This is a genomic window from Sphingomonas zeicaulis (genome assembly GCF_050433225.1).
Classification (GTDB): domain Bacteria; phylum Pseudomonadota; class Alphaproteobacteria; order Sphingomonadales; family Sphingomonadaceae; genus Sphingomonas_D; species Sphingomonas_D zeicaulis.
In genome coordinates this window covers 557,274-582,759 of sequence record NZ_JBNPXQ010000001.1, presented here as the reverse complement: position 1 = coordinate 582,759, position 25,486 = coordinate 557,274, and the positions used below count along the sequence as shown (strand labels likewise).

Sequence of the window (25,486 nt, the reverse complement as noted above, 5' to 3'; positions counted from 1 at the left end):
AGGGAAGCGTGCGCTGTGGGGGCGTCGCTGCCGGGATGAGGTTCATTCCACCCCGGCAGCGGCGTATCCCATCAGCGATAGCAGACCTTCTTGGCCGCTTCGACGACGCGCGCGGCATCGACCAGCGCGGCCTTTTCGAGGTTCGCGGCATAAGGCAGCGGAACGTCTTCGTTGGTCACGCGCAGCACCGGCGCGTCGAGATCGTCGAAGCCCTGCTCCATCGCCACAGCGAGGATCTCGCTGGAGATCGAGCAGACCGGCCAGCCTTCCTCGACCACGACCATGCGGTTGGTCTTGGCCAGGCTTTCCAGCACCGTCGCGGTGTCGAGCGGACGCAAGGTGCGCAGGTCGATCACCTCGGCATCGATGCCCTCGCCCGCCAGCGTCTCGGCCGCGTCGAGCGCGAGGCCGACGCCGATCGAATAGCTGACGATGGTGACGTCCTTGCCCTCGCGCATGATCCGCGCCTTGCCGATCGGCAGGACGTAATCGTCAAGCTTGGGCACCTCGAAGCTGCGGCCGTAGAGCAGTTCATTCTCGAGGAAGACAACCGGATCCTCTGAGCGGATCGCCGCCTTGAGGAGGCCCTTGGCATCGGCCGCATCATAGGGCGCGATCACGATCAGGCCGGGAACCGCGGCGTACCACGGGCCATAGTTCTGGCTGTGCTGCGCACCCACGCGCGCCGCAGCGCCGTTGGGACCGCGGAACACGATCGGGCAGCGCATCTGGCCGCCGGACATGTAGTTGGTCTTGGCCGCCGAGTTGATGATGTGATCGATCGCCTGCATGGCGAAGTTGAACGTCATGAACTCGATAACCGGACGCAGGCCGCCCATCGCGGCGCCGGTGCCGATGCCGGCGAAGCCATATTCGGTGATCGGCGTATCGATCACGCGACGCGGACCGAACTCGTCGAGCAGCCCCTGGGTGACCTTGTAGGCGCCCTGATACTCGGCGACTTCCTCACCCATCACGAAGATGCGATCGTCGGCGCGCATCTCTTCGGCCATCGCGTCGCGCAACGCTTCGCGGACGGTCGTCTTGACCATCTCTGTGCCGGCCGGGATCGCCGGATCGGCAACCTTGGCCTTGGCTTCGGTGGCGAGCTTGGCCACGCCTGATTCAGGCGGCTGCGGCGCTTCCTGCTTGGGCTCTTCCTTCGCTTCGGGCGGCGGAGGGGCCTGCGGGCTGGCTTCGGCCGGGGCGCCGGCTTCCTCGCCTTCGCCGCCGATCAGCGCGATCACGGTGCCGACCTTCACGCCATCGGTGCCTTCGGCGACCAGGATCTTGGAGATCGTGCCCTCGTCGACGGCTTCGAACTCCATGGTCGCCTTGTCGGTCTCGATCTCGGCGAGAATGTCGCCGGACTTGACCTCGTCACCTTCCTTGACGAGCCACTTCGAAAGCGTGCCCTCCTCCATCGTCGGGGACAGCGCGGGCATCTTGAGTTCGAGGGCCATCAGTAGGTTTCCACCAGGACGTCAGTGTAGAGGTCGGAGAGCGGCGGCTCGGGGGAGACTTCGGCGAACTCCGCGGCGTCGCTGACGATCTTGCGGATTTCCTTGTCGATGTCCTTCAGCGCGTCCTCGCCGACGCCGAGCGCCTCGAGCTCACGCTTCACGCCCTCGATCGGGTCGGACTTGTCGCGAACCGCCTGCACTTCCTCGCGCGAGCGATACTTGGCGGGGTCGGACATCGAATGGCCGCGATAGCGATAGGTCTTGAGTTCGAGCAGGATCGGGCCCTTGCCCGAACGCACCCACTCGACCGCGACATTGGCCGCACCGCGCACCGCGAGCACGTCCATGCCGTCGACCTGGATGCCGGGGATGCGGAAGCTCTCGCCGCGGCGATAGAGCTGGTCTTCCGCCGACGAGCGATTGACGCTCGTGCCCATGGCGTACTGGTTGTTCTCGATCACGAAGATGATCGGGAGCTTCCAGAGCTCGGCCATGTTGAAACTCTCATAGACCTGGCCCTGGTTGGCCGCACCGTCGCCAAAATAGGCCATCGCGACACCGCCGTCGTTGGCATATTTGTGGCCGAACGCCAGGCCGGTGCCGAGCGAGACCTGCGCGCCGACGATGCCGTGACCGCCATAGAAGCGATGCTCGGTCGAGAACATGTGCATCGAACCGCCCTTGCCGCGGCTGATGCCAGCCTCGCGACCCGTCAGTTCGGCCATGATCACCTTGGGATCGATGCCATAGGCGAGCATGTGGCCGTGATCGCGGTAACCGGTGATCACGCTGTCCTTGCCGACTTCGAGCGCCGACTGCAGGCCGACGGCAACGGCTTCCTGGCCGATATAGAGATGGCAGAAGCCGCCGATGAGGCCCAGGCCATAAAGCTGGCCGGCGCGCTCTTCGAAGCGGCGGATCAGCAGCATTTCGCGGTAGAAGGCCAGCAGCTCTTCCTGGCTCGCTTCGTAGCGGGCCGGTTCAGGCGGACGTTCGCGATTGGGGAGCGGCGTCGCTTCTGCTGCGGGGGCAGGCGCAGCGGCCTTGCCGCGCCGGGGAGTGGTCGGTTTTGCCAAGAACGTCATCCCTGTCGGTGGGTTCGTCGGGCCGTCTATAGGCGTCGTTTGACGCAGTGCGCAACGCCCCGGAAAAAGCTTGTCCGACATATTTGATGTCTGGACCGTCACAATGCCAGGCCTGTCAGACCACATCGCCCTTATTTCAAGGGGATGATGACCTCATCGGGATGTGCCACGCCTAGTTCCTTGCGGACCAGTTCGTCGACCATGTCAGGATTGGCGTGACGGGGATCGAGCAGGTCGACGCGATTGGCGAGCACCGCCTTCTGCGCCTTGAGCTTGTCCAGCTCGGCGCTGCGCACGCCGATCTGGCGCTTATAGTCGCTCCAGGCGAGCACGCCGTTCGAGCCCAGCACCGCGTAGCCGCCGAAGAAGGCGATCACGAGCAACGCGAACGCGGGGCCCGCGGCCGATGCAAGCAATGTGGGAAGTTTACGCGCCTTGGTCACCTTGCCCTTGAATCACATGCGACTCGCGGAATCAAGCGAGGTTTGCGCGAATTGACACGCACGCCGCGCGCCCCGCCGAAGAAGTGGCGGACCGCGCGGATCGTTGCGCTTACGACATTATTTCAGCGGCGTGACGCCGCCTCGATCAGACGACCAAATCAACCGAAGATGCTGCGGCCGGCATAGCGCGCAACCGAACCCAGCTCTTCCTCGATGCGGATCAGCTGGTTATATTTGGCGAGCCGGTCAGACCGGGCGAGGCTGCCGGTCTTGATCTGACCGCAGTTGGTGGCGACCGCGAGGTCGGCGATCGTCGAATCCTCGGTCTCGCCCGACCGGTGGGACATCACCGCGGTATAACCGGCGCGCTGCGCCATCGACACCGCCTCCAGCGTCTCGGTGAGCGTGCCGATCTGGTTGACCTTCACCAACAGCGAGTTGGCGAGGCCTTCCTTGATGCCGTCCGCCAGGCGCGCCGGGTTGGTGACGAACAGATCGTCACCCACCAGTTGCACCTTGTCCCCCACCAGGTCGGTCAGCGTCTTCCAGCCCTGGCGATCATCCTCGCCCATGCCGTCCTCGATCGAGGCGATCGGATATTTGGCGCAGAGGTCTGCCAAATAGGCGGCCATCTCGTCGGACGAGAGCACGCGGCCTTCGCCTTCCAGATGATAGGCGCCTTCCTTGTGGAATTCGGTGGCGGCGCAGTCGAGCGCGAGCATGACGTCGTCGCCCGGCTTGTAGCCCGCCGCCTCGATCGAACGCATGATGAAGTCGAGCGCATCTGCCGGGCTGGCGAGGTTGGGCGCGAAGCCACCCTCGTCACCCACCGCGGTGGCGAGGCCCTTGTCGTGCAGCGCCTTTTTGAGCGTGTGGAAGATTTCCGAGCCGCAGCGCACCGCATCGAACAACGTCGGCGCGCCGACCGGCATGACCATGAATTCCTGGAAGTCGATCGGGTTGTCGGCATGCGCGCCGCCATTGATGATGTTCATCATCGGCACCGGCAGGACATGCGCCGAAACGCCGCCGACATAGCGATAAAGCGGCAGGCCGCGCGATTCCGCCGCTGCCTTCGCCGTGGCGAGGCTGACGCCGAGAATCGCATTGGCGCCGAGCACACCCTTGTTGGCCGAACCATCGAGCGCAATCATCGTCGCGTCGACCTCGCTCTGGTCTTCGGCATCGAGGCCGAGCAGCGCCTCCGACAGCGCGCCGTTGACGGCATCCACCGCCTGCGACACGCCCTTGCCCAGCCACATCGTCTTGTCGCCGTCGCGCTTTTCGACCGCCTCATAGGCCCCCGTCGACGCGCCCGAGGGCACCGCGGCGCGGCCGAACGCCCCGTCCTCGAGGGTCACGTCGACCTCGACCGTCGGATTGCCCCGGCTGTCGATGATCTGGCGCGCGCGGATATCGATGATCGCAGTCATTTCGGTTGCGTTCCTTTCAGGCGTGGCGATGTTATCGACCGGCCTGTATCGATGGGGACGCCTCGGCGCAATTATCACCCGCCGAGGGGAACCGCGCCGCAACGCCGTATGTTGTGGGACAGGAACGACATCAGCGATCGAGATGCGAGGAGCGACATGACCGACGAGCGTGCAGAGTTCAACGGCGCCCCCGAGGCCGTGACGACGGACCCGACGAATGGCGCGACCCACCGGAGCGCGGAGGCCGTCAAAGCTGCCGCCGAGAAGGTTTCGGCAGCGGCGAAGCCGGCGGTGGACGCCACCCGGGCGGCAGCCAGGGACGCGGGCGAAAAGGTTCGTGCCGAAGCGAGCAAGCTGAGGGGCCAGGCGACCGACAAGGCGCGCGAAGTGGCGACCGACGGCAAGGAGAAGGCGTCCAGCGCGTTGGACGAAGTCGCCAAGCTGATCAGCGAGGCGGCGGGAACCGTCGATGAGCGACTGGGTGCGCAATATGGCGGCTATGCCCGCTCTGCCGCTGACATGGTTTCGGGCGTCGCCTCCCAACTGCGTGACAAGGATGTGGACGAACTGTTCGAGGATGCGCGCAGCTTCGTGAAGAAGAGCCCGGCAGTGGCGATCGGTACGGCTGCTGCGTTGGGCTTCGTGCTGGCGCGGCTGGTGAAGGCCGGCCTCGGCGATGCGCCGGTGGCGGAGGAATCGCCGTTCACGCCGCCCACACCCGTTACGCCGGAACCGGCAGCCTCCGGCTTCGCGGACACCCCACCCTCCGTACCCCCCGTCGTCTGAAGGCATGGGGGTGAGCGAGGGGTTGGACCCGGCCGCGGAGGCCATGGCGGCAGGGCCTGAAGATTCGTCGATCGGCAAGCTGCTGTCGCAGCTTGTCGATGATGGCGAGAATTTCGTCCGCGCCGAGATCAGGCTGTACCGTGCGCAGGCGATCGCGCGCCTCGCCGAGGCCCGCGCCGCCGTCGCGATGATCGCGGTGGCAGCAGTGATCCTGCTGGCAAGCGCGATCGCGCTGCTGGTGGGGCTGATCTTCATTCTTGCGCCATATATTGGGCGCGTCGGGGCCGTTGCCGTGGTGATCGGGCTGGCGCTGATACTGGCATGGCTGCTGGTGCGAATGGCGCTCGCCAAGCTGCGCAAGGCGACCGATCCCGATGCATCGCCCGCCGACCCTGATTTCGGAGACGGCCGATGAGCCGGGCGATCAGCGAATTGCGCGAGGCGGAAGCCAAGTCGAAGGCCGCGCGCCATCAACTGACGACGACGTTGATCACGCTGCAGAAGCGGCTGACCCCCAAGGCGCTTATGCAGGAAGCGACCGAGGAGATCCGCGAACGCGCCACCGCGTTGGCGCATGATACGGTGGAGACGATCAAGCAGCGGCCAGCCGCGGCCGCGGGTTTCGTCGCCGGCGTGGGCCTGCTGCTTTTCCGCGACAAGGCGATGAGGGCGGCAGGCCGATTGTTCCGGAGTGAAACCGAATCCGACGATGACGAGTTGAACGCGCGGATGGTCGGCGAGAGCATCGGCTGACCGGCGCGCCCCCGCAGGACAGGAGACAGGACGAGATGAGCAAGGTCAGCGAAGGTGTCGAGAAGGCCAAGGCCTTCGCCAGCGAAACCGCGGATAGTGCCCGCACCGCCGCCAATGACGCGGTCGCCACGGTGAAGACCACGGCCGAAACGGTGAAGACCAAGGCCGAGGACGCTTATGGCACGACCCGCACCAAGGCGATCGAAGCCGTCGAGGCGACCAAGCGCGGCGCCGCGAGCGCGACGCGTAAGGCGGGCGACGCCGTGCAGGACAATCCGCTGGCGGTGCTCGTTGGTGGCCTCGCGCTGGGCGCGCTGGCCGGCACGCTGCTGCCGCGCACGCGCCGCGAAGAGGAATTGCTGGGCGACGTCAGCCGCACGATCCACGAACGCGCCGGTGAAGCGGTAAAGGCTGCCCGCGCGGCGGGTGCCGAGCATCTCGACTCGATCGGCATCAGCAAGGAAAATGCCAAGGCACAGGCGAGCAGCCTGCTCGACGGCGTGGTGAAGGCGGCGAGCAGCGCCGGGACCGCCGCAGCGGAGAAGGTCAAGGGCGCCTGAACCTGTTTGTCCTCCCCGGCGCGTAGCGTCGGGGAGGACAATGGTGCTTCTACCCCTTCAACCGCTCCAGCATCGCCTCGGCAGCCGCAGGTGCGCGGACCTTGGCGCCGTTGATCATAAAGACGAACACGTCGCGCTCGCCGCCGGCGCTCGCTTCCGCCGTATCGACATAGGGCAGTCCGTCGGGCGCGTTGCCCGCGGCCCAGCCCCGGGCGATCGCGGTCCAGCGATCCAGCGCCGCGGGGGCATAGCCGGCCGGTTGATCCTCCTCGGCATCCTGAAGGCGCGCATAGACGAAGTCGGCAGTCTGGTCGGCGAAGCAGGGATGATCCTGGGCGTCGGCAAAGACGAGCGCAACGCCCGCTTCACGCAGCATCGCGACGAAACCCGGATCACGAAAGCTTTCGTGTCGCGGCTCGACGGCGTGGCGTAGCGGCACGCCGCGATGCGCCGTCGGCAGCAGCGCGAGGAACGCCTTGAACTCGTCGGCATCGTAGCGCTTGGTCGTCGCGAACTGCCAGAGGATGGGACCGAGCCGGTCGCCGAGCTCGACCAGGCCCTGATCGACGAATTTGGCGATCGACTCCGCCGCCTCGCGCAGATCCTTGCGGTTGGTGCAGTAGCGGGAGGCCTTGACGCCGAACTGGAAGCCATCGGGCACCGCCTTTGCCCAGCCCTCGAAGCTCTTGGGCGATTGCAGGCGATAATAGGTGCCGTTGATCTCGATCGCGGTCACTCGGCTCGCGGCATGTTCCAGTTCGCGCGCCTGCGGCAGCTTGGCCGGATAGAAGGTGCCGCGCCAGGGTTCGTACGTCCATCCGCCGATTCCGACCCGAATGCTGCCGGTCATTCGCACCTCCCATGATCTTCGTCACAGCTTGTCATCAAGCTGGCGGATATTCAAAAGCTTAGCTTCAGATCCAGCGTATCGGGATGACCCGCAGACCATGACCAACCGCTTTCTCAGCGCCACCGCAATCCTCTTCGCGAGCGCCCTCGTCGCGCCCGTCGCGCAGGCCGCCACCGCCTGCCCGGCCAAGGATTTCACCGCGTTCGTAACCGCATTTGCCGACGACGTCGCCACCCAGCGCGCCTTCACCGCGGATCCGCTGCTGAGCGAAACCATCGATCCGGCGGCCGAGCCCGAGCCGGCCACGGTCACGGAGCGCCTCGCCGGCGCGGCGCGCGCCTTTCCGGTGATGCCCGGCGCCGCCCAGCAGAAGCGCGAAGGCCTGCAGCGTATCATGAGCAACGGCACCAACGGCGAGCAGGTCGTCACGCTGCGAAAGCCCGACACCGACGCGCAAATCCGCTATGTCTTCCGCAAGGCCGGCAGCTGCTGGCAACTCTATCGCCGGGCGGACGATTCGCTCTGACGCGTGAGTAGCAGCGAGATGAGCAAAGACCTGTTTTTGGACGATCTGGTCGTCGGCCAGACCTGGCACGGCGGCCCGATCGAGATGCGCGAGGCGGATATCATCCGCTTCGCGCAGGAGTTCGATCCGCAGCCGATGCATGTCGACAAGGCGGAGGCTGCGAACGGGCGATTCGGCGGCATCATCGCCAGCGGCTGGCATGTCGCCGCCGCGCTGATGCGCGATTTCGTCGACAAGGCGCCGTTCGGCGACACGCCGCTGCTGGGATTGAAGGTGGACGATCTGCAGTGGCGCAAGGCCGTACGCCCCGGCGACGTGCTGAGCGTGACCCGCGAGATCCGCGAAATCACTCCTTCGCGCAGCAAGCCCGATCGCGGGACGATCTCGATGCGGATGACCGCCACCAATCAGGAGGGCGACGTCGTGATGTCGTTCCTCAACCTGATCCAGTTGCCGACGCGCCGGCCTGCCGCCTCGCCAGCTCCATCAGTTCCGGCAGAACCTTGACCCGTTCCTGCGCCTGCATCGAGGCGTCGGTGCCGCGGTGCGATAAAGCGATGGCAGCACCGCCCGAAACCACCGCGATGCCCATGGTTGGAGCCCGGAACGGCCCGGCGCTCAGGCGCCGGGCACGGGTTCGGCATGGTCGCGTGACCGTGCCCGATGCATGACGACATCGAACATCGGGTTCGCCATCATCGTCGTGACGATCGCCATCAGCACGAGGATCGCGAACAAGGCCGGCCCGATGATACCCTTTTGCAGGCCGATGTTGATGATGATCAGTTCCATGAGCCCGCGCGCGTTCATCAGCGCGGCGATGCCGAGGGCGACACTGTTCTCCTCGCCGCAAAGCCGCGCCGCGATGTAGCAGGCGCCCGCCTTCGCTAGGACCGATGCGACAAGGATGAGGGCGGCGATCAGCAAAAGGTCGGCCGAATTCACGACATCCAGCCGCGTGTTGAGCCCGGAATAGGTGAAGAACATCGGCAGCAGCAGCACCACTGTCAGCGGCTCGATCTTGCGCTTGATCTCCTCGGTCAGCAGACCGCGGGGCATCACCGCGCCGATCGCGAAACCACCGAAAATCGCATGGATGCCGACCAGATCCATCAGCAGCGCGGAGATGCTGAAGGCGATCATCACGATCGCAAGATGCGTCGCGGTCATCCGGCCTTCACGCTCGACCGACCGCCCAAGAGGCGCGAGGATCTGCGGGCCGACAAAGAACAGGAACGCCGCCCAGGCGAGGCCGCCGCCGATCGCCAGCACCGCTACGCCCGGGCCGCCGCCGAACGCCGCCAGTACGATGGCCAGCACGCACCAAGAACAGGCATCGTCGAACGCGCCAGCGGTAAGCGACAAGGTGCCCAACGAGGAATTGGCGAGACCGCGTTCGTTGATGATCCGCGCCAGCATCGGAAAGGCCGTCAGGGCGATGCAGGCCCCCAGAAAAAGCGTCGCGTTGGCACGGCTGATCCCGGGTGCGAACAGCCCGCCCACGTCGAGCAGCAGCGGCGTGATCAGCACCGCGAAGCCGAAGGGTGCGGCAATGCCGGCGATCGAGACGGCGAGCGCCGTGGGCCCCTTGCTTCGGAAATGGTCGACGCGCAGGGTCGTGCCGACGATGAACATGTAGAGGCCAACGCCCAGTTGCGCCCCCGCATAGAGCAGGTTGCGCGTCTCCGGCGGGAAGATCGTCGCTTGCAGCCCGGGGAACAGCAGGCCGAGCAACGAGGGCCCGAGGACCACGCCGGCGATCATCTCCCCCACCACCGGCGGCTGGCGCAGCAAGCCAACAAGGCGCCCGAACAGGAAACAGGCACCGAGGATCACGGCGAGCTGCAGGAAGAAATGGATGCTGTAGTCACCCGGCGCGAAACTGCCCCCGGGTCCGTGCGGCGCAAGCAGGTTGGAAACGGTGTTGACCAGGCTATCGAACGTCTCGCTCACCAATCACCCCCTGCCGGACGCGCGTGCAGCCGCCGCGCGCCACCGCCTGCCTCATGTCGTCCGATTGCGGAAGCGTTCGCTGCGTCGTATCGCCGATGACTAAGCGAAAGCTCGCAGACAGCGATAGAGAAAAAACGCGCAATTGCGCAAAGCCGGTTTCGGCTAAATAGATGCCGAAGCTCAAGCTCAGGACGGTGCCCAACACCGCGCCACAAACATCGACGACTTACATGTTCCTGGCCGGCCATCGCCGACTACGACCTTCGTCGTAAAACCGCCGACGGATCACACCATCCTCGTCAACTGCCGGCAACTGGCGAGCAGCCTGCAGCCTGTGCTGAACATTCGCGATCGAGCGCTGCGAATACTGGAAACCCTCTCAGCCGCGGTGCAAAGCAGAAGCCGATAACGCGTGGGCACGCAAACGGCACGATGCCGATTCGCGCTGACGCAAGGAGCGATTCAGGCTCCTCATTTCAGGAATTTGGTCGGGGAGACAGGATTCGAACCTGCGACCCTCTGCTCCCAAAGCAGATGCGCTACCAGACTGCGCTACTCCCCGACCCGGGCGGCCTTAGGCGCTTCTCCCTATGAAGCGCAAGAACCAGACGTGGTGGGCCCGGCAGGACTCGAACCCGCAACCTAGCCGTTATGAGCGGCCAGCTCTAACCATTGAGCTACAGGCCCCGCCGCGTCGAGCGAACGCGATAGCGGAGGGCGGATGGCGGTGGCAAGGCCGGCCGCGGGCGGCGCGGCCGAAATTCGGTCCGATTACGTTTGTAAGATTAATGATGTCCGGCTCGTCACCGGCCATTTGCATTCGCTCGCAACATTATTATGCCTGTGCGCAACGTTGTGAACGGAAAGTATAGATGCCTGCCCCCCATATCGATGACATCGACCGCAAGATCCTGACCGCGCTGCAGGACAGCGGCCGCATGACCAATGTCGAACTCGCCGCGCGCGTCGGCCTCACCGCCCCGCCCTGCCTCCGCCGCGTTCGCGGGCTGGAGGAAGCGGGGGTCATCCGCGGCTATCATGCGATGCTGGATTCGGCCTCGCTCGGCTATGCGATCACCGGCTTCGCACTGGTGAGCCTGCGCAGCCAGGCGGAAGCCGATCTGCGCGCGTTCGAGGATCATGTCGCCCAGCTTCCCGAGATCCGCGAATGCCACATGCTGAGCGGCGAGATCGACTTCATCCTCAAGGTCGTCGCGCATGACCTTCAGGCGTTCCAGAACTTCCTCACCACCAAACTTACCCCCGCTCCCAACGTGGTCAACGTCAAGACCTCGCTGACGATGCGCTCATCGAAGCTGCTGCCGGGCGTGCCGGTGGACTGATCCCCTTCCGCCCGATCGGCGAACCAAAACAAAACGCCCCCGAACCTGCCGGTTCGGGGGCGTTTCGCGTCGATCGGCCAGCCGATCAGTTGCCGGTCGGCGCCGCCGAGGCGGTGGCGCCGCCGCCACGCTGATCGAGGTAGAGCGTCCAGTAGGACACCAGCGGGCCGCGCGGGCCGCTGGCATTGACCTGGGAGAAGGCCTGGCGGGCCCCCGCGAGATCGCCCGAACGCACCGAGGCGATGCCGATGCGGGTGTTGATCGTGTCCTTGTCGGTCGCACCCTTCTGCAGCGCGATCTTGTAGAGCGGGATCGCGCGCGCATCCTCGCCATAGCCCATCAGCGCGTCCGCCGTGCCCGAGGCAACGCGGAAGTTATTGGAGGTGCTGGCTTCGCGCTCGGCAGCCGCCAGTTCCTTCTTGTCCGCTGCGATCTTGGCGCTCGACTGCGTGTAGACGTCCGAAATCGCCTGGTTGCTGGTGTTGAGCATGCCGCCGGCCTTGCCCTCGTCGATCACCGACTTGGCTTCGCCATAGATGCCGCGCTCAAACGCCGAATTGGCATATTCGAAATAATCGCGCTCGCCCGCGAGCGACTTGGTCAGCCGCATCAGGCGCATCAGGTCGAGCATCGACTGGTTGTCGAGATTGGCGTTGTCGCGGTAGATCACCAGCGCGGTACGCCAGTTCTCGGGCGTCGGGAACGCCTCGACATTCTTACGCGTCCACTTGGCCACCTCGGGCATCAGCTTGGCCTGATAGGCCACCGAAATGCCGCGTTTGTACCAATCCTCGGGTACCGGCTTGCCGGCGGCCTTTTCCGAAGCGATCGCCTTTTCGATATAGGCCAGGCCCTGCTGCGGATTGCCCGAGTTGCTGTTCGCTTCCGACAGCAGCAGGTTGAGGTCGGTGCCGGTGTAGCCGCCCTGCTCCGCCTCGGCCAGCAGCGTCTTCGCCTTGGCATAGTCCTTCTTGTCGTACGCGAACTTGCCCGCGTAGAACTTGAACTTCGGCAGATCGGCGGCGGGCACGCGGCCGCTGTCGATCATTGCGGTGATCGCTTCCGACTGGACGGCCTCGTCCTTGGACTGAAGGCCGATCTGCAGCAGGATCTGCGATGCGACATATTTCTCGTCAGGATTCTTGGCGAGCGCCGATGCCTCGGTGATCTTCGCCTTGGCCGTCGCGAGATCGTTCGCTGCGAGCGCAGCCTGCGCCTCACCCGCCGGCTTGCGGAACTCGTTGCTCATCTCGAGCTTCGGGCCCTCTTCCTTCTTTTCCTTCTTGGCGGCAATCGCCGGTGCGCCAAGCATCGCGACGCCACCGAGCGCAAGCGCGGTCGCCATCGCCGCTTTCGAAATCAGCTTCATGCCAGTCAGTCTCCTTGAACATGCCCGCGAGGGCGGCGCTAACCCGTGGCGGTCTGCTAATCCGGCCGTGCGAACCGCACAAGCCATACCGCCCAAACCCTTGGCGCGTGCCCTGCGTATAAATTGCCTTTGCATCACGCGCGCTGAACCATCCTTGAACCGTTTCCCCCGCAACCGCTTGCCCGCACGACAGACGCCGTCTAGGGACGGCGCCTCCATGCTTGCCATAATCTCACCCGCCAAAACGCTCGATTACGCCAAACCGTTTCCTTCCGTCGATGAAAGCGCCCCGCGCTTCGCCGAACAGACGGCCACGCTGGCCGCCGGCGCCGCAACGCTGACGGTGCCCCGACTCCGCCAGCTCATGCGCATCTCCGAGCCACTCGCCACGTTGAATGCGGAACGCTATCGCGATTTCCACTACCAGCCGACACGCCCGGCGATCTACGCCTTCGCCGGAGACGTCTATACCGGGTTCGAAGCGCGCAGCCTGGGCGCAGAGGCGATCGGTTATGCGCAGGATCATCTGCGCATCCTTTCCGGCCTCTACGGCCTGCTCCGCCCGCTGGACGCGATCCGCCCCTACCGGCTGGAGATGGGGACGCGCTGGGCGGTGGGCAGCCCCGACCTTTATGGTTTCTGGGGAGACCGCATCGCCGAGCGGCTGGCGGAGGACGCGCGCGCGTATGGCGCAGGCGTGGTCGTGAACCTGGCCAGCAAGGAATATTGGGGCGCGGTGGAAGGGCGGCTGCCGGGCGACATCCGCGTCATCACCATCGACTTCCGCGAGCAGGGGCCGGAGGGGCTCCGCTTCAACAGCTTCGGCGCCAAGCGCGCGCGCGGCATGATGGCGCGCTATGTATGCGAGCATCATCATGGCGACCCCGAAGCGCTGAAGGGCTTCGACACCGACGACTATGCCTTCGATGCCGATGGCTCGACCGACGACCTCTGGCGCTTCGTCCGCGGCTGACCGGCACCGCCCGGCCGCCTGCAACCAACGCTTTGCGCGCGCGTGTACGCGCGCACGCGTACACGCGCGACTGGTATTCCCCTTCCCGGTCGGCTAGAGCGTCATCATTCCATCACATAACCCGAAAGCACGGCCTTGACCGACGAGACTCCGCTCGCCGACCCCTCCGACATCCGCCCGATCAACATCGTCGACGAGATGAAGTCGAGCTATCTCGACTACGCGATGTCGGTGATCGTTGCCCGCGCGCTGCCGGACGTGCGCGACGGCATGAAGCCGGTCCATCGCCGCATCCTCTACGCCAGCCAGGAGGGCGGCTTCGTCCCCGGCCGTCCCTATCGCAAATCCGCCAAGATCGTCGGCGACGTGATGGGCAATTACCACCCGCACGGCGATTCCGCGATCTACATGGCGCTCGCGCGCCTGGCGCAGGACTGGTCAATGCGGGTGCCGCTGATCGACGGCCAAGGCAATTTCGGTTCGATGGACCCCGATTTGCCGGCGTCGATGCGCTACACCGAGGCGCGTCTCGCCAAGGTCGCGATGACCTTGCTCGACGATATCGACAAGGACACGGTCGATTTCACGCCGAACTACGACGGCTCGCTGCAGGAACCGGTCGTGCTGCCAGCGCGCTGGCCGAACCTGCTGGTCAACGGCGCGGGCGGCATCGCCGTCGGCATGGCGACCAACATCCCGCCGCACAATCTGGGCGAGGTGATCGCCGCCTGCCGCGCCTATATGGCGAACAGCGCGATCACCTCGGAAGAACTGCACGAGATCATCCCCGGGCCGGACTTCCCGACCGGCGCGCTGATCCTCGGCAAGGGCGGCGCCCGCAACGCCTATCTGAACGGCAAGGGCTCGATCATCGTCCGCTCGCGCCACGTGATCGAGGAAGGTCGGAACGACCGGCGCTCGATCGTGCTGACCGAGATCCCCTACCAGACCGGGAAGAACGGGCTGGTGGAAAGCATCGCCGAGGCCGCCAAGGACAAGCGCATCGAGGGCGTCAGCGACATTCGCGACGAATCGAACCGCTTCGGCGTGCGCATCGTGATCGACCTCAAGCGCGACGCGACGCCGGACGTGGTGCTCAACCAGCTCTGGCGGCACACCCAGGCGCAGTCGAGTTTCCCGGCGAACATGCTGGCGATCCGAGGCGGCCGGCCGGAGGTGCTGAGCCTTCGCGACATCATCGAATCCTTCGTGAAGTTCCGCGAGGAGGTGATCACCCGCCGATCGAAGTTCGAGCTCAACAAGGCGCGCGACCGCGCCCACATCCTGCTCGGCCTCGTCATTGCGGTCACCAACCTCGACGAGGTGGTGCGGATCATCCGCGGCTCCTCCAGCCCGGCCGAGGCGCGCGCCAACCTGCTCGCGCGGCAATGGCCGATCGCCGAGATCGCGCCCTATATCGCGCTGGTCGAGGCGGTAGAGAAGGAAGTCGAGGGCGACACCTACACGCTTTCCGACACGCAAGTCCGCGCGATCCTCGACCTGCGCCTGCACCGGCTGACCGCGCTCGGGCGCGACGAGATCGGAGACGAACTCGCCAAGCTGGCCGAGTCGATCGGCGAGCTGCTGCGCATCCTGTCCGACCGCGTCCGCCTCTATGAGGTGATGATGGAGGAGTTCGACGCGATCGACGCCGAATTCTCCACCCCGCGCAAATCCACCATTGCGCCCGCCGCCGACGGCATCGACGATGAGGATCTGATCGAGCGCGAGGAGATGGTCGTCACCGTCACCATGGGCGGCTACATCAAGCGCACCCCGCTCGACGCGTTCCGCGCGCAGCGCCGCGGCGGCAAGGGTCGATCGGGCATGTCGACCAAGGACGAGGACGTCGTCACCCGCCTGTTCGTCACCAGCACCCATACGCCGGTGCTGTTCTTCTCGACGCACGGCAAGGTCTATCGCATGAAGGTGTGGCGCCTGCCCGAAGGCGGGCCGACCACCCGCGGCCGGCCGATGATCAACCTGCTGCCGCTGGCCGATGGCGAGACGATCTCGACCGTGCTGCCGCTGCCCGAGGACGAGGCGGACTGGCAGAAGCTGCACGTGATCTTCGCCACTGCGCATGGTGACGTTCGCCGCAACAGCATGGATGCGTTCGCCAACATCCCGTCGAACGGCAAGTTCGCGATGCGCTTCGACGAGGACGCCACGGATCGGCTGATCGGCGTGGCGCTGCTCAGCGAACAGGACGATGTGCTGCTGGCGACCCGCCAGGGCAAGGCGATCCGCTTCGAGGCGACCGCGGTGCGCGAATTCCAGAGCCGCACCTCCACCGGCGTGCGCGGCATCTCGCTGAAGGATGGCGACGAGGTGATCTCGCTCTCGATCCTCGGCGGGTTCGATGCGACCACGGACGAGCGCGAGGCCTATCTGCGCGCCGCGCCGTGGAAGGAGAATGACAACGCGCCCACCCTGCCCGCCGAGCGCATGACCGAATTCGCGGCGGCGGAGGAGTTCATCCTGACGGTGACCGCCAACGGCTATGGCAAGCGCACCTCGGCGTTCGAATATCGCCGCACCAACCGCGGCGGCCAGGGCATCACCAACATCGAGACCTCGGCGCGCAACGGGCCGGTGGTCGCGAGTTTCCCGGTTCATGCCACCGACCATTTGATGCTGGTGACCGACCAGGCCAAGATGATCCGCACCGACGTGACCGAAATCCGCATCGCCGGCCGCAACACGCAGGGCGTGACGATCTTCAAGGTCGGCAAGAACGAGCATGTCGTCAGCGCCGCGCGGATCGAGGAAGGCGAGGAGGACGAGGCCGAGGGCGTCGAGGGTGGCGACGATGCCGCAACGCCGGAGGGTGAGGCGTAAACTTCCCCTCCCGCTTGCGGGAGGGGAGTGCGGCTGGACACTTTACGTGCCGTCTTCATCATGCTGAGGGGGAGCGGATTGCCCCAGCCATGACGAGGCAGACGACCGGATGACGCTTCCCGACACCGCCTACAAGGTGCTCACTGCCGACCAGTGGGACGCGTTCCAGGCCGCCGGCAGCTTCAACGGTGCGCCGGTGGATCATGCCGATGGCTATATCCACCTCTCCGCCGCCGACCAGTTGCAGGGGACGCTCGACAAGCATTTCGCCGGCCAGTCCGGCCTCGCGGTGCTGACCATCGACCTCGCGCTGCTCGGCGATACCGTGCGTTGGGAGGAATCCCGCGGCGGTGCGCTGTTTCCACATGTCTATGGCGTGTTGCCGATGACGGCGGTGCGCGGCGTGGAGACCGGGCGTTCGGTCGGGGCGCGGATCGAGCCGTCTTCGGCCGCGGTACCACCGCCTTCGACACCCAAACCCAGTTCAAAGCTGGTCCCGAAAAAGCCGCTGTTGATGAAGTTCGGCAAATGGGCGCAGCCGCGGGTCAATGCGCTGATCGGCCGTTCCTCCAAGGTGGGCGACAAGCCTTTCCACGATAAGACCGAGTTCCCCTGGGTCGCACGGCTGGAGGCGAACTGGGAGACGATCCGTGCCGAGGCCGCTGCAGTGCTCGGCGATCTGGAGAAGGTGCCGCCGCTCGCCGCGATCTCACCCGATCACCGCCGCATCGCGCCGGCGGGCAAATGGCGATCCTTTTTCTTCCAGGGCTATGGCTATCGGGTCGAGGCCAATTGCGCCGCCTGCCCGAAGACCGCGGCGCTGCTCGCCGAGGTGCCCGAGATCAACTCGGCCTTGTTCTCCATCCTGCTGCCCGGCACGCACATCCCCGCGCATACCGGCGTGACCAAGGCGATCCTCGTCTGCCACCTCGCGCTGCAGGTGCCGCGCAAGACCGAGGATTGCCGGATGCGCGTGGCGGACCAGCAGGTGAACTGGCGCGAGGGCGAGGCCTTCGTATTCGACGACATCTACCAGCATGAGGTGTGGAACGACACCGACGAGACCCGCATCATCCTGCTCGTCCAGTTCCGCCGCCCGGTGGGGCTGCTCGGCCGACTGGTCGGCGGCGCCTTCCTGAAGGGCGTGCGCCACTCGCGCTTCGTGCAGGAAGCGCGGCAGGGGCTGGCGGACTGGTCCGAGCGAGCGATGGCCTAGAGCGGTGGAGCGGTTGCCGCCTCGTCTTGCTGGCTCGGATGGATCGGAAGCCGGTATTGTGGCCCCATATAAGCTGGGCTGACCAGCCCCAATATGAGTGGATGGTTCGCCTCAAACTGGGCGCATTCATAGGCCGGCTGCCAGATATAGTTCCGATCGACGACGAAATGGAGATCGACCTGTTCGGGCCCCGTCGCCGCGACTTCGCGCAGCAATCGCTTTGCCTCGGCGGTAATCGCGACATCGTCATCATCCTGAACCACGATCTGATCCCGCAGATAACCGCGCGCAGGAAAGACACGGCTTATTGCCTCTTTATTGCCGTTGGAGCACCGCTTCAGGTCAAACGACACTAACCCGCTGTGGTTCGCCAGCGTCGCAAGATCGGCGCGCAGCATGCGGACGACCAAGGTGGTGAAGCTATCACCGGGTTCGACCGATGATGCGGGGATCGGAAGGTCGTCACGCCACGCAACCGCCAGCACCTTGACCGGCCGGTCATGCGGGCGATCACGGTCGCACCCCGCGAGCGATGCAACCAACAAAAACGCCGCACCCAGCCCTTGATACGCTGACGCCATCGACTCCCCCACACTTCCCTAGATCATCAGATCGACGATCTCCGCGTCCGGCGCCACCGCCTTCAGCAGCAATGTGCGATGGCACATGCCGGGGTCGCGCTCGAAGCAGAGCAAGGCGCTGGGGCGCTCGGCGGCGAGTTCCAGCATCTGCGCCGCCTGGGCCTGCGCCTCGGGCAAGTCGAGTTGGCCGGCATAGACGCACTCCAGCCCCGCATGATTGCCCTTGCGCGCCGCCTCGCGCCCTTCCGGCGGCGTGCCCAGCGCCTTCAGGTGGACATAGGCGATGCCGGCGGCCTTGAGCCCTGCGGCGAGGACATTCTTCGAGAAGCCCGGCTTGCGGGACAACGGCACCGCGCGGACGTCGATCACCTGAGCGACGCCGGCCTGCTGGAGCGTGGCGATGAACTGGTCCTGCGTGGCGCCTTCATAGCCGATGGTGAAGATGCGGGTTGGCATGAGGCAAGCGTACCACTCCCTCTCCCCTCGGGGGAGAGGGCCGGGGAGAGGGGGAGCCGCGCGATTCGTAAAGGTTCGGAGGGCTCAGCACTCCTGCTTGGTCGGCCTTGTTCAGAGCAAGCCCGTCAAGCCTTTACGCTTGGCGCGACCGCCCCTCTCCTTGGTCCGCTACGCGGGCCTTTCCCTCTTCCCCAAGGGGAGTGGGCTTTTCGCCTCCTACCCCTTCGTCGCTTCCGCGATCGTCGTCCGCGCTTCGGCCACCGCCACCGCCTCGGTCTTCTTGCCTTCGGCGATCTCGTCGGCGAGGCCCATCAGCTTGACGCCGGTGACCGAGCCGGTCTCGGCTTCCTCCTTCACCGTCACGCCCTTGTGCGCGACGATCGCGGCGTCCCACGCCTTGCGGACTTCGGCCCAGTAGGCCTTGGTCTTCGTCCAATAGTCATCGCCGGCCGAAACCTTGTAGCCGTCGAACTTCTCATAGGTGTTGAGCAGCGATTCCTGGACGATCGGGGTCAGCTTACCCTCGACGATGCCGAGCTTGATATTGTCCTGCCAATGGATCCAGCCGGTGGGTGTCGGCGAGTGGCGGTTGATGGCCTGGTAGCGGTCATAGACCGGTTTGCGCACCGCATCGCGGCGGGCGAGCGGACGCATCGTCCAACTGCTGCGCCAACGCGGCACGCCGCCTTCCGCGGTCCATTCGCCCCAACCGCCATAGCGCGGAGAATCATCGGTCTGCCAAACGGTCTGCGACCAGCGGCCCTTGCGGAAGCGCTCGGGCACAGTTTCCAGCTTCCAATGGTCAGGGCCGGCATAGACCAGCACGTCGACGGGTTCGTAGGTCCAGTCCTGCCGCCAATGCTTGATGATGAAGGTCTGGCCGCCATGTTCGGCGACGAGGATGTGCTGCAGCACGATCTTGCGGCCACTATCCTCGACCAGCCGGACGATCTCATGCCCGCCCGAGATCTTGGGGTCGATCGGCTTGTAGCCGGCGAGCCATGGCGTGGTCTCCCGCATGTCGAAGGTGACCTTGTAATTGCCCGCCATCGCTAGGATGTGAGCGCGATCCGCCTCGAACTTCGCCTTGTCGGCATCGGTCCGGCGGATGGCGACAGCGCCTTCCGCACGCAACGGCTGGGTTGCGACAAGCCCAAGCGGCAACAGCGCCGCTAGGAGCAGGGTGCGAGGCAGAATCGACATTGGCGTCCCCGAAGTTTCAATTGCGACTGCGTATCAAAAGCGGCGCGGAGATGAAAGGCGATATGGTCGCGATCCGCGGATCAGCCACCACGACACACCGGAGGATCTCGTCCGCAAGGGTCGCGACATCGAGCGCCGCGTTCTCGCCCGCGCGGTTTCCTTCCACCTCAGCGGTCGCGCCTTCATGAACGGCCACAAGACCGTCGTCTTCCCGGATTGAGCCACGTTCCGGAATTCAAATTGCCCACCATATCCCCGAACTGGCCTCCACCTTGCGTCCGGCCTGAACAGCACTGCGCGGGACGATGATTTCATCGCTTCTCGCGGGGCGTCGCCTTGTCGTTGCGCAGGATGATCGCGGGCATGAGATCGCCCTGCCCCGGCTCGACGATCAGCAGCGCATAATACGCATCGCCCGACGCGAAGGCGTAAAGTTCGCTGTGCCGCAGCAGTGCGTCAACCTTCAGCGGTTGCCAGCCTGCGGGCACGCCTTTCCGCAGCGCTGCGATCAGGGCCGCCTGCTGGTCGCGCCGGATCGTATGAAGCTCGTTGGCGACCCGGCCGAATTTCGGCTCCGCCGCCTTGCTCACCGCGATACTGTCCCAGACGAGCCGGTGATTGATGGTGTCACCGAACGGGTTTTCGTCCGGCGTCGCCAGCAGCGCAGGCGGTTGCGGCACCGCGTCGGGCCGGTCGTCACAGCCGGTAGCGGCGAGCAGCAGCGCCGCTGCAACACCGATTCTGAGCATGCGTGCGGTCAGGCCGCCTTGTCGTCATAGTCGACGTCGAAGCGGAAGCGCCCCGCCGGGTCGACAGAGAAGGTGCAGCGCTGCCAAGGCTGCTGGCCGGTCTTCACCATAGCATCGCGGATATCGGTCAGCGCCTTGGCGATCTGGAAGGAAGCGAGCGAGGGCAGCTTGGGCTGCGCGGTCGCGCCATCCTTCTCATACCAGTAGCGGGTCGTGGCGTGCCCGTCGTCGAGCTCCGCCTCAAGCCAGGCGCGCTGGATACCCGGCGGGCAGGCGCCGAGCAGCGCGGTCGCGATCGTCCGGTAGCTTTCTTCCACTTAAACGCCTCCAGGGCGGTTGAAGAAGGTGTCGGTCTGCGCGACGCCGCCGACCTCCGAATTGATCACGAAGCCGTCGGGACGCGTGCTGTCCCCGCTGTAGATCACGTCGATCTTCACGTCGACGGTCTTGCCGGTCTCCAGCGCCTGCTCGAACCCGCGCTCCATGTCGCGCCACGCGCCCATGTTGAAATTGCCGTTCATCGGCACGAGGTTCACGCGGTCGCCGGCACCGTTGAAGATCGACGCGATCAGGTGGCCGCCCTGATCGTCGGGCAGCCGGTCCTCACGGCCTGAAACGCCCTGCTGATAGGAATTGCGATCGGCGGTCTTGAGGTCGAGCTGGCCTTCGGCGCTGGTCACCCGCCCCTGATCGTCGGTCTGGTAGGTATAGCCGTTGACGACATAGTCGGTGTTCGGCTGGAGATCGCGGGCGTTGAGTTCGGGCGGCCAATCGCCCTTGCTGCCGCCGTCCATGACGATGCGATCGCGGTCGCCACCATCCGCGGCCTTCGCATCGAGCGCGGCGGCGAACTCGCCGCTCTCGACGGGCGAGAGCTGCGCGCTGACCGCCGCCTCGAGCGCGGCGCGGGCCTCATCGTCACCGCCGGCCTGCCGGGCGACGCCGGCGGCGAGCGCCGGCGCATCGAGCACGTCATTCGCCCCGCGATGACCCGCGATCAGCGAGGCGGCAACGCCGGCGGTGCTGCCAACCGCCGCAGGGATGTGCGTGCCGGACTGGCCAGAAAGACCAGAAATGCTGTCGTTGGTCATCGCGGGGCTCCCCGGGGAACAGTGTCAGGCAAACAGGTCTTCGCGGATCGTGCTGCGCGCGGCGGCGGCGAAGGTCTCACCGATGCCGATCGCGATGCCGAACATCAGGAAGGTGCCCAGCGCCTCGCGGATCTCGCCGAAGCTCGGCGTGGTGCTGCCGGGGCCATAGGCCTGGCCCGGCTTGGTGACCTCCAGATCGGCATGGGTCGCGACCTCGCCGGTCAGTTCGGAACGCCAGCCGAGCCCGGTCGCATTCTCGTGGAGAACGAAGCCGTCGCGCGTCGCCGCGTCGATGAAGGCGCCATTGTCCGACATCGAGATTTCGAGGTCGCCGATCTGGTTCTGGCTGATGCCGTCGACCACGATCGCGCGATCGCCGTTGGTCACCGTCACCTTGCTGGCGACATAGGCATCGGGATTGCCGCCCCACTGCTCGGTATCGATCGTCACCTTGGTGCCGTTTTCGAGCGTGAAGGTCGTGGTGCCCCAGAAGTCGAAGGCGCGCGTGCCGTTGACGTCGACGTGAGGATCACCCCAGATCCGCGTCCACTCGTTGGTCTTCTCGTTGTGGATCATGATCTCGGAGCTGCGCTCGTCGAGGCGCATCGTGTAACCGTCACCCAGATCGATATTGCCGGTATGCTCGCTGGTCAGCGAAGCGCTCCACTGCGCACCCGGCTGCGGCGCGAAGATCGGCGATGCGCCGGGGCGCATCGGCGGCTGCATCGTACCGCCGAGCAGCGCGAACTGCGAAGGCAGCTGCGCGAAGGCGAAGGGGCCTGCGAACAGCGGCTTTATGAAGGTGCCGAGGATGCCCGCGGCAAGCTGGATCGCCTGGCCCTCGATCGCGTTGTTCGGGCTCGATCCCGGTTGGAGATAGGCGTTTGCCGTCAAGCCGGCATTGTAGATGATGTCGCTCATCGTCGTTCCCTCAGTCCCGAGCGTCGGCGACGCCGGTGGTGGATCAGGTCGCGGCGAGGATCTCCTGTGCCGCGCGTTCGAGATAGGCTGCCACGGTGGCCACGCCGTCTTCGGCAGGGCCGGTCGGTTCGTAGGTTTGCAGCGCCCGGTCGACCCGATCGAGCGTGCCGCCGTCCACGCGCGCTGCCATGTCGGCAGAGATGGCGGCGGCGATCTCCTCGATCGCGCGCTGCAGTTCGCCCGCCGAAGCGGCCGGGCTGGTGGGAAAATGCCCGACGACCGCGGCACCGATCTGCTGCAGCCTGTAGGGATCGGAACCGATCGGCGTGTCGTTGCGCGCAATGCCGAGTTCCCCGGCAATCCGCACCACCACCGCCATCGCCACCGCCCGCGCGCTCGCCTCACCGAGGATGAGCGGCGTCACCGCACCACCGCCGGAGCGGTCGATGGGGCCAAGCGGGCCGGAGGAGATTCGGTCGATCGTCATGGCGTTGTTTCCTGAGAAGAGAAAAGCATGGCGCGTGAGGGGATGCGCTCCGCGATTCGCTTAGCTGGGGTAGTCGGATCGATTAGCGAACAGGTGCATAACCCGAGACGTACGGAGAATAAGAAGCCGTTCGCCCTGAGTAGCCATTGAGCTTGTCGAAATGGCATATCGAAGGGCCCGCTCCGAGCAAGCCCTTCGATGCGCGTCTTCGACTTCGCTCAGCCGCTACTCAGGGCGAACGGGGAAAGATAGATTTCGACATATCCGTCGAACGGAAATTGCTGAGGGCCGTGGGCGCAACGCCGCCGCGATCACCCCCGCTCCTGCCGCCCGCGCGCCTTCCAGGCGATCATCCCGCCAACGCCTGCGGCGACCAGCGCCGCGACGACGGGGGTGACGATGTTGGCGCTGCCGCCTTCCTTTTCGGCGGGCGCCTTTTCCGCATCGTCCGCGAGGGCCAGCGCCTGCTTGCCCTCGTCCTTCGTCGCATCGCGCGCGCCGGACTGCTGGAGCGAGAGGCCGTTCTCATCCAGCCCCATCGTCCGCACGTCGAAGCCGAAGGTCGATTGCGCGCCCTTGGCGATCGCATCCGAAACGCGTTCAAGCATCTCGGGGTCGTTCTTGACCTGCTCGATCGCGGCGCCGGCGTAGATGGTGTGGATCATCATCGCCTCCGCCAGTTCCTGCTTCATGTCGTCGGTCGCCTCGGCGAATTCGGGCGACGCGGCCATGGCGGACGCGATCTGGTTGCTGACCGCGCGGAGCTGCGCCTTGGAGGGATCGTCGCCACGCCCGCGCGAAGTGTACCAGGCGGTGACGAGATAGCCCGCGACTGTATCGGCGACGTCATTGCCGTCCAGCCCGAACTGGGCGAAAGCGGCGCGCGCCTCGGTCAGCATCTTGCCGCCGCGCAGCGAGCGTTCGAGGTCGGCGCCGGTCTTCTCGTCCGCCTCGCGCGTGCGCTGGACGAACTGGCGCAGATTCTTCTGCGTGCGCGCCGGATCCGGCGTGTAGCTGGTGTCGATGTCCGGCGCGCCGACGGGGGCGCCCTGCGCGCCCCGCGCGGTGAAGGAGGAGACATCGAGCGAGCGCAGCGGCGCGCGCGGCCGCACCATCGGGCGCGAAGACGAGCGCCGTTCGTTGGAATAGCGCACCGCCTCGCCGCCGGCATAGCCGACCATCAGCCCGGGATCGAGCGCGGGGCCAACATCCTGGGCGAACGCCGGAGGGGCGGAAACGAGCGTGAGACAGGCAGCCGCGGCGAGCGCGGCACGAGCCGATGCGAACATGTACATCCTCTCCTTTCGCTTAGTTCGATTGCCCCTGGCAGCGCCGGTAGCGCATATAATCGTCGCGCGAGAGCGAACCGACGCGTCGGCGAAGCTCGGCGACGTCAGAGCAATCCTCCTGACGACGCGTGGTGGGCCGGGCATTGGAGCGGCGCGCGAGCTTGGCGCGGCGCTGATTGTCGTAGCGTACGGCCTCGCCGCCGGCATAGCCGACCATCGCCCCGGGATCGAGCGCCGGGCCGACATCCTGGGCAAGCGCGGACATGGGGAAGATCAAACCGACGCTAATCGCGGCGACGAGCAAATAGGTCGAACGGACGGGAGCCATTACGCGTCTCCTCAACCAAAAAGGACTACCCCCCGGCCATAGCCGAGGGGTAGCACTTGGTTCGCCTTTTTTGCGGCAGGCCGATTACTGCTTGCGGGCAGTGGACGACATACCTTCGCCGATCGCCTTGATCGCGGTGCTGGCAGCGTTGAACAGGATGCTGAACTGCTGCGACAGGGCGCTGAACTTCGTGGTGAGGTCCGGCGTATCCTTGGTGATATCTTCCGCCATCGCGCTCATATCTTCAGCCATCTCGTTCAACGTGCCGCCCAGCGCCTCGGCGATCGCCTGCAGCCAGCCTTCGCCGCCCTTGCCGCCGCCGCGGGTGCTCTTTTCCGCCTGACGCGCGCCTTCGAGCGCGGTCTGGGTGAGCTGGTCGTTGAGGTCACGCTGGAACTCGCCCTGCTGCGCCGGCGAGAAGCCCATGCCCTCGGTGAACGCCTGGACGGCTTCCTCGAGGTTGCGCTGCACGCCCGCGGTATCGCCCATCGCGCCGGCGAACGCACCCTGCGCCACGTCGATCATCGACTGCGGTAGGCCGAGCTGCTGGCCGAGCTGCTGGATCAGCTGTTCGCCGATCGCCGAAACCAGTGTCTTGACCGCCAGCGAGGCCCAGCCCGCCGGGGTTGCCATCATCACCAGCGAGGCCGGGTTGATAACCGAAGAGAAAAGTCCGCCGAGTCCACCGATGCTCATCGTTTTGCTCCCAAGCTAGGGGCGGCCACGCCGTTCCCCGTCCGAATGTCGCGCCCGGCTGATCGCCGAGACACCAGTCTTGTCGCGTATC

At 65.8% G+C, this 25,486-nt stretch carries 29 protein-coding genes, 2 tRNA genes and 2 pseudogenes; 12 read left to right on the top strand and 21 right to left on the bottom strand.

Annotation, left to right across the window (positions count from 1 at the left end; translation table 11 throughout):
• Positions 1 to 71: 71 nt before the first annotated feature.
• The 4 genes from FHS96_RS02975 to eno all read right to left on the bottom strand — a co-directional run bounded on the left by FHS96_RS02975 (position 72) and on the right by eno (position 4,424).
• Entirely contained in the window at positions 72 to 1,463 is a 1,392-nt protein-coding gene (locus tag FHS96_RS02975; RefSeq protein ID WP_429587847.1) for a pyruvate dehydrogenase complex E1 component subunit beta, read from the bottom strand.
• On the bottom strand, positions 1,463 to 2,539 hold the full coding sequence (pdhA, locus tag FHS96_RS02970; protein WP_429587846.1) for a pyruvate dehydrogenase (acetyl-transferring) E1 component subunit alpha: 1,077 nt from the start codon (positions 2,537 to 2,539) through the stop codon (positions 1,463 to 1,465). The genes FHS96_RS02975 and pdhA overlap by 1 nt, the downstream gene beginning before the upstream one ends.
• Before the next feature lie 140 nt (positions 2,540 to 2,679).
• A complete protein-coding gene (locus FHS96_RS02965) occupies positions 2,680 to 2,991 on the bottom strand; it encodes an FtsB family cell division protein (RefSeq protein ID WP_429587844.1) in 312 nt (103 codons plus the stop codon).
• Positions 2,992 to 3,149: 158 nt separating this feature from the next.
• The gene (eno, locus tag FHS96_RS02960) at positions 3,150 to 4,424 is read right to left on the bottom strand and encodes a phosphopyruvate hydratase (protein WP_429587843.1); all 1,275 of its coding nucleotides are present in this window, start codon (positions 4,422 to 4,424) and stop codon (positions 3,150 to 3,152) included.
• 156 nt (positions 4,425 to 4,580) lie between these two features.
• Between eno and FHS96_RS02955 the strand changes: the two genes are divergently transcribed.
• Genes FHS96_RS02955 through FHS96_RS02940 form a run of 4 tightly spaced genes read left to right on the top strand, consistent with a single transcriptional unit; the run spans position 4,581 to position 6,523 of the window.
• Entirely contained in the window at positions 4,581 to 5,210 is a 630-nt protein-coding gene (locus FHS96_RS02955; RefSeq protein ID WP_429587842.1) for a hypothetical protein, read from the top strand.
• A gap of 10 nt (positions 5,211 to 5,220) precedes the next feature.
• On the top strand, positions 5,221 to 5,625 hold the full coding sequence (locus FHS96_RS02950; protein WP_429587841.1) for a phage holin family protein: 405 nt from the start codon (positions 5,221 to 5,223) through the stop codon (positions 5,623 to 5,625).
• Positions 5,622 to 5,963: a hypothetical protein gene (locus FHS96_RS02945; RefSeq protein ID WP_429587839.1), complete on the top strand. Its 342-nt coding sequence runs from the start codon at positions 5,622 to 5,624 to the stop codon at positions 5,961 to 5,963. Before FHS96_RS02950 ends, FHS96_RS02945 begins: the two co-directional genes overlap by 4 nt.
• A gap of 35 nt (positions 5,964 to 5,998) precedes the next feature.
• A complete protein-coding gene (locus FHS96_RS02940) occupies positions 5,999 to 6,523 on the top strand; it encodes a hypothetical protein (protein ID WP_429587838.1) in 525 nt (174 codons plus the stop codon).
• 49 nt (positions 6,524 to 6,572) lie between these two features.
• Here FHS96_RS02940 and FHS96_RS02935 read toward each other — a convergent pair whose 3' ends face one another.
• The gene (locus tag FHS96_RS02935; RefSeq protein ID WP_429587836.1) at positions 6,573 to 7,373 is read right to left on the bottom strand and encodes a DUF72 domain-containing protein; all 801 of its coding nucleotides are present in this window, start codon (positions 7,371 to 7,373) and stop codon (positions 6,573 to 6,575) included.
• On the opposite strand from FHS96_RS02935, the gene FHS96_RS02930 reads away from it, so the two are divergent.
• Positions 7,360 to 7,899 carry a hypothetical protein gene (locus FHS96_RS02930; RefSeq protein ID WP_429587835.1) on the top strand — a complete coding sequence of 180 codons (540 nt, stop codon included), beginning with the start codon at positions 7,360 to 7,362 and terminating at the stop codon, positions 7,897 to 7,899. The genes FHS96_RS02935 and FHS96_RS02930 overlap by 14 nt on opposite strands.
• Positions 7,900 to 7,917: 18 nt before the next feature.
• Positions 7,918 to 8,406 carry a MaoC family dehydratase gene (locus FHS96_RS02925; protein WP_429587834.1) on the top strand — a complete coding sequence of 163 codons (489 nt, stop codon included), beginning with the start codon at positions 7,918 to 7,920 and terminating at the stop codon, positions 8,404 to 8,406.
• 111 nt (positions 8,407 to 8,517) lie between these two features.
• Here the strand turns inward: FHS96_RS02925 and FHS96_RS02920 are convergent, their stop codons facing one another.
• The 4 genes from FHS96_RS02920 to FHS96_RS02905 form a co-directional block, all read right to left on the bottom strand.
• Positions 8,518 to 9,852 carry a cation:proton antiporter gene (locus FHS96_RS02920; RefSeq protein WP_429587833.1) on the bottom strand — a complete coding sequence of 445 codons (1,335 nt, stop codon included), beginning with the start codon at positions 9,850 to 9,852 and terminating at the stop codon, positions 8,518 to 8,520.
• Positions 9,833 to 10,054 carry a hypothetical protein gene (locus FHS96_RS02915; RefSeq protein WP_429587832.1) on the bottom strand — a complete coding sequence of 74 codons (222 nt, stop codon included), beginning with the start codon at positions 10,052 to 10,054 and terminating at the stop codon, positions 9,833 to 9,835. Before FHS96_RS02915 ends, FHS96_RS02920 begins: the two co-directional genes overlap by 20 nt.
• A gap of 283 nt (positions 10,055 to 10,337) precedes the next feature.
• Positions 10,338 to 10,414 (bottom strand) — tRNA-Pro (locus FHS96_RS02910).
• Positions 10,415 to 10,463: 49 nt separating this feature from the next.
• A tRNA-Ile gene (locus FHS96_RS02905) sits at positions 10,464 to 10,539 on the bottom strand.
• Positions 10,540 to 10,724: 185 nt separating this feature from the next.
• Between FHS96_RS02905 and FHS96_RS02900 the strand changes: the two genes are divergently transcribed.
• Complete coding sequence (locus FHS96_RS02900; protein WP_429587831.1) at positions 10,725 to 11,195, top strand: Lrp/AsnC family transcriptional regulator; 471 nt, start codon at positions 10,725 to 10,727, stop codon at positions 11,193 to 11,195.
• Positions 11,196 to 11,280: 85 nt separating this feature from the next.
• On the opposite strand, the gene FHS96_RS02895 is transcribed toward FHS96_RS02900, so the two are convergent.
• The gene (locus tag FHS96_RS02895) at positions 11,281 to 12,564 is read right to left on the bottom strand and encodes a hypothetical protein (protein WP_429587829.1); all 1,284 of its coding nucleotides are present in this window, start codon (positions 12,562 to 12,564) and stop codon (positions 11,281 to 11,283) included.
• A gap of 217 nt (positions 12,565 to 12,781) precedes the next feature.
• Between FHS96_RS02895 and yaaA the strand changes: the two genes are divergently transcribed.
• The 4 genes and pseudogenes from yaaA (at position 12,782) to FHS96_RS02875 (ending at position 17,594) form a co-directional block, all read left to right on the top strand.
• A complete protein-coding gene (yaaA, locus tag FHS96_RS02890; protein ID WP_429587828.1) occupies positions 12,782 to 13,537 on the top strand; it encodes a peroxide stress protein YaaA in 756 nt (251 codons plus the stop codon).
• A gap of 135 nt (positions 13,538 to 13,672) precedes the next feature.
• Positions 13,673 to 16,378 carry a DNA gyrase subunit A gene (gene gyrA / locus FHS96_RS02885; protein WP_429587827.1) on the top strand — a complete coding sequence of 902 codons (2,706 nt, stop codon included), beginning with the start codon at positions 13,673 to 13,675 and terminating at the stop codon, positions 16,376 to 16,378.
• A 109-nt stretch (positions 16,379 to 16,487) separates the two neighbouring features.
• A pseudogene (locus FHS96_RS02880) lies at positions 16,488 to 16,775 on the top strand (DUF952 domain-containing protein); the annotation flags it as partial.
• Positions 16,764 to 17,594 carry an aspartyl/asparaginyl beta-hydroxylase domain-containing protein gene (locus tag FHS96_RS02875; protein WP_429589575.1) on the top strand — a complete coding sequence of 277 codons (831 nt, stop codon included), beginning with the start codon at positions 16,764 to 16,766 and terminating at the stop codon, positions 17,592 to 17,594. The pseudogene FHS96_RS02880 and the gene FHS96_RS02875, both read left to right, overlap by 12 nt.
• Here FHS96_RS02875 and FHS96_RS02870 read toward each other — a convergent pair.
• From FHS96_RS02870 to FHS96_RS02860, 3 genes are all read right to left on the bottom strand, one after another.
• Positions 17,591 to 18,187, bottom strand: coding sequence for a hypothetical protein (locus tag FHS96_RS02870; RefSeq protein WP_429587826.1), 597 nt, complete (start codon positions 18,185 to 18,187; stop codon positions 17,591 to 17,593). The genes FHS96_RS02875 and FHS96_RS02870 overlap by 4 nt on opposite strands.
• A gap of 6 nt (positions 18,188 to 18,193) precedes the next feature.
• A complete protein-coding gene (locus FHS96_RS02865; RefSeq protein ID WP_429587825.1) occupies positions 18,194 to 18,631 on the bottom strand; it encodes a DUF488 domain-containing protein in 438 nt (145 codons plus the stop codon).
• Positions 18,632 to 18,847: 216 nt separating this feature from the next.
• The gene (locus FHS96_RS02860; protein WP_429587824.1) at positions 18,848 to 19,834 is read right to left on the bottom strand and encodes a DUF6607 family protein; all 987 of its coding nucleotides are present in this window, start codon (positions 19,832 to 19,834) and stop codon (positions 18,848 to 18,850) included.
• 76 nt (positions 19,835 to 19,910) lie between these two features.
• On the opposite strand from FHS96_RS02860, the pseudogene purU reads away from it, so the two are divergent.
• Positions 19,911 to 20,054: pseudogene (gene purU / locus FHS96_RS02855) on the top strand (formyltetrahydrofolate deformylase); the annotation flags it as partial.
• 91 nt (positions 20,055 to 20,145) lie between these two features.
• On the opposite strand, the gene FHS96_RS02850 reads toward purU, so the two are convergent.
• The 8 genes from FHS96_RS02850 to FHS96_RS02815 form a co-directional block, all read right to left on the bottom strand.
• Positions 20,146 to 20,583 (bottom strand): hypothetical protein, encoded by a 438-nt coding sequence (locus FHS96_RS02850; protein ID WP_429587823.1) that lies wholly within the window; start codon positions 20,581 to 20,583, stop codon positions 20,146 to 20,148.
• 8 nt (positions 20,584 to 20,591) lie between these two features.
• On the bottom strand, positions 20,592 to 20,900 hold the full coding sequence (locus FHS96_RS02845; RefSeq protein WP_429587822.1) for an immunity protein YezG family protein: 309 nt from the start codon (positions 20,898 to 20,900) through the stop codon (positions 20,592 to 20,594).
• Entirely contained in the window at positions 20,901 to 21,674 is a 774-nt protein-coding gene (locus tag FHS96_RS02840; RefSeq protein WP_429587821.1) for a DNA/RNA non-specific endonuclease, read from the bottom strand.
• 24 nt (positions 21,675 to 21,698) lie between these two features.
• Entirely contained in the window at positions 21,699 to 22,595 is an 897-nt protein-coding gene (locus tag FHS96_RS02835; RefSeq protein WP_429587819.1) for a DUF1521 domain-containing protein, read from the bottom strand.
• 43 nt (positions 22,596 to 22,638) lie between these two features.
• Positions 22,639 to 23,082, bottom strand: a complete 444-nt coding sequence (locus FHS96_RS02830; RefSeq protein WP_429587818.1) for a hypothetical protein — start codon at positions 23,080 to 23,082, stop codon at positions 22,639 to 22,641.
• Positions 23,083 to 23,393: 311 nt separating this feature from the next.
• Positions 23,394 to 24,371, bottom strand: a complete 978-nt coding sequence (locus FHS96_RS02825) for a DUF6683 family protein (protein WP_429587817.1) — start codon at positions 24,369 to 24,371, stop codon at positions 23,394 to 23,396.
• Between the two features lie 19 nt (positions 24,372 to 24,390).
• Positions 24,391 to 24,699 carry a hypothetical protein gene (locus tag FHS96_RS02820; protein ID WP_429587816.1) on the bottom strand — a complete coding sequence of 103 codons (309 nt, stop codon included), beginning with the start codon at positions 24,697 to 24,699 and terminating at the stop codon, positions 24,391 to 24,393.
• Positions 24,700 to 24,783: 84 nt separating this feature from the next.
• Positions 24,784 to 25,395 (bottom strand): hypothetical protein, encoded by a 612-nt coding sequence (locus tag FHS96_RS02815; RefSeq protein WP_429587815.1) that lies wholly within the window; start codon positions 25,393 to 25,395, stop codon positions 24,784 to 24,786.
• Positions 25,396 to 25,486: the final 91 nt, after the last annotated feature.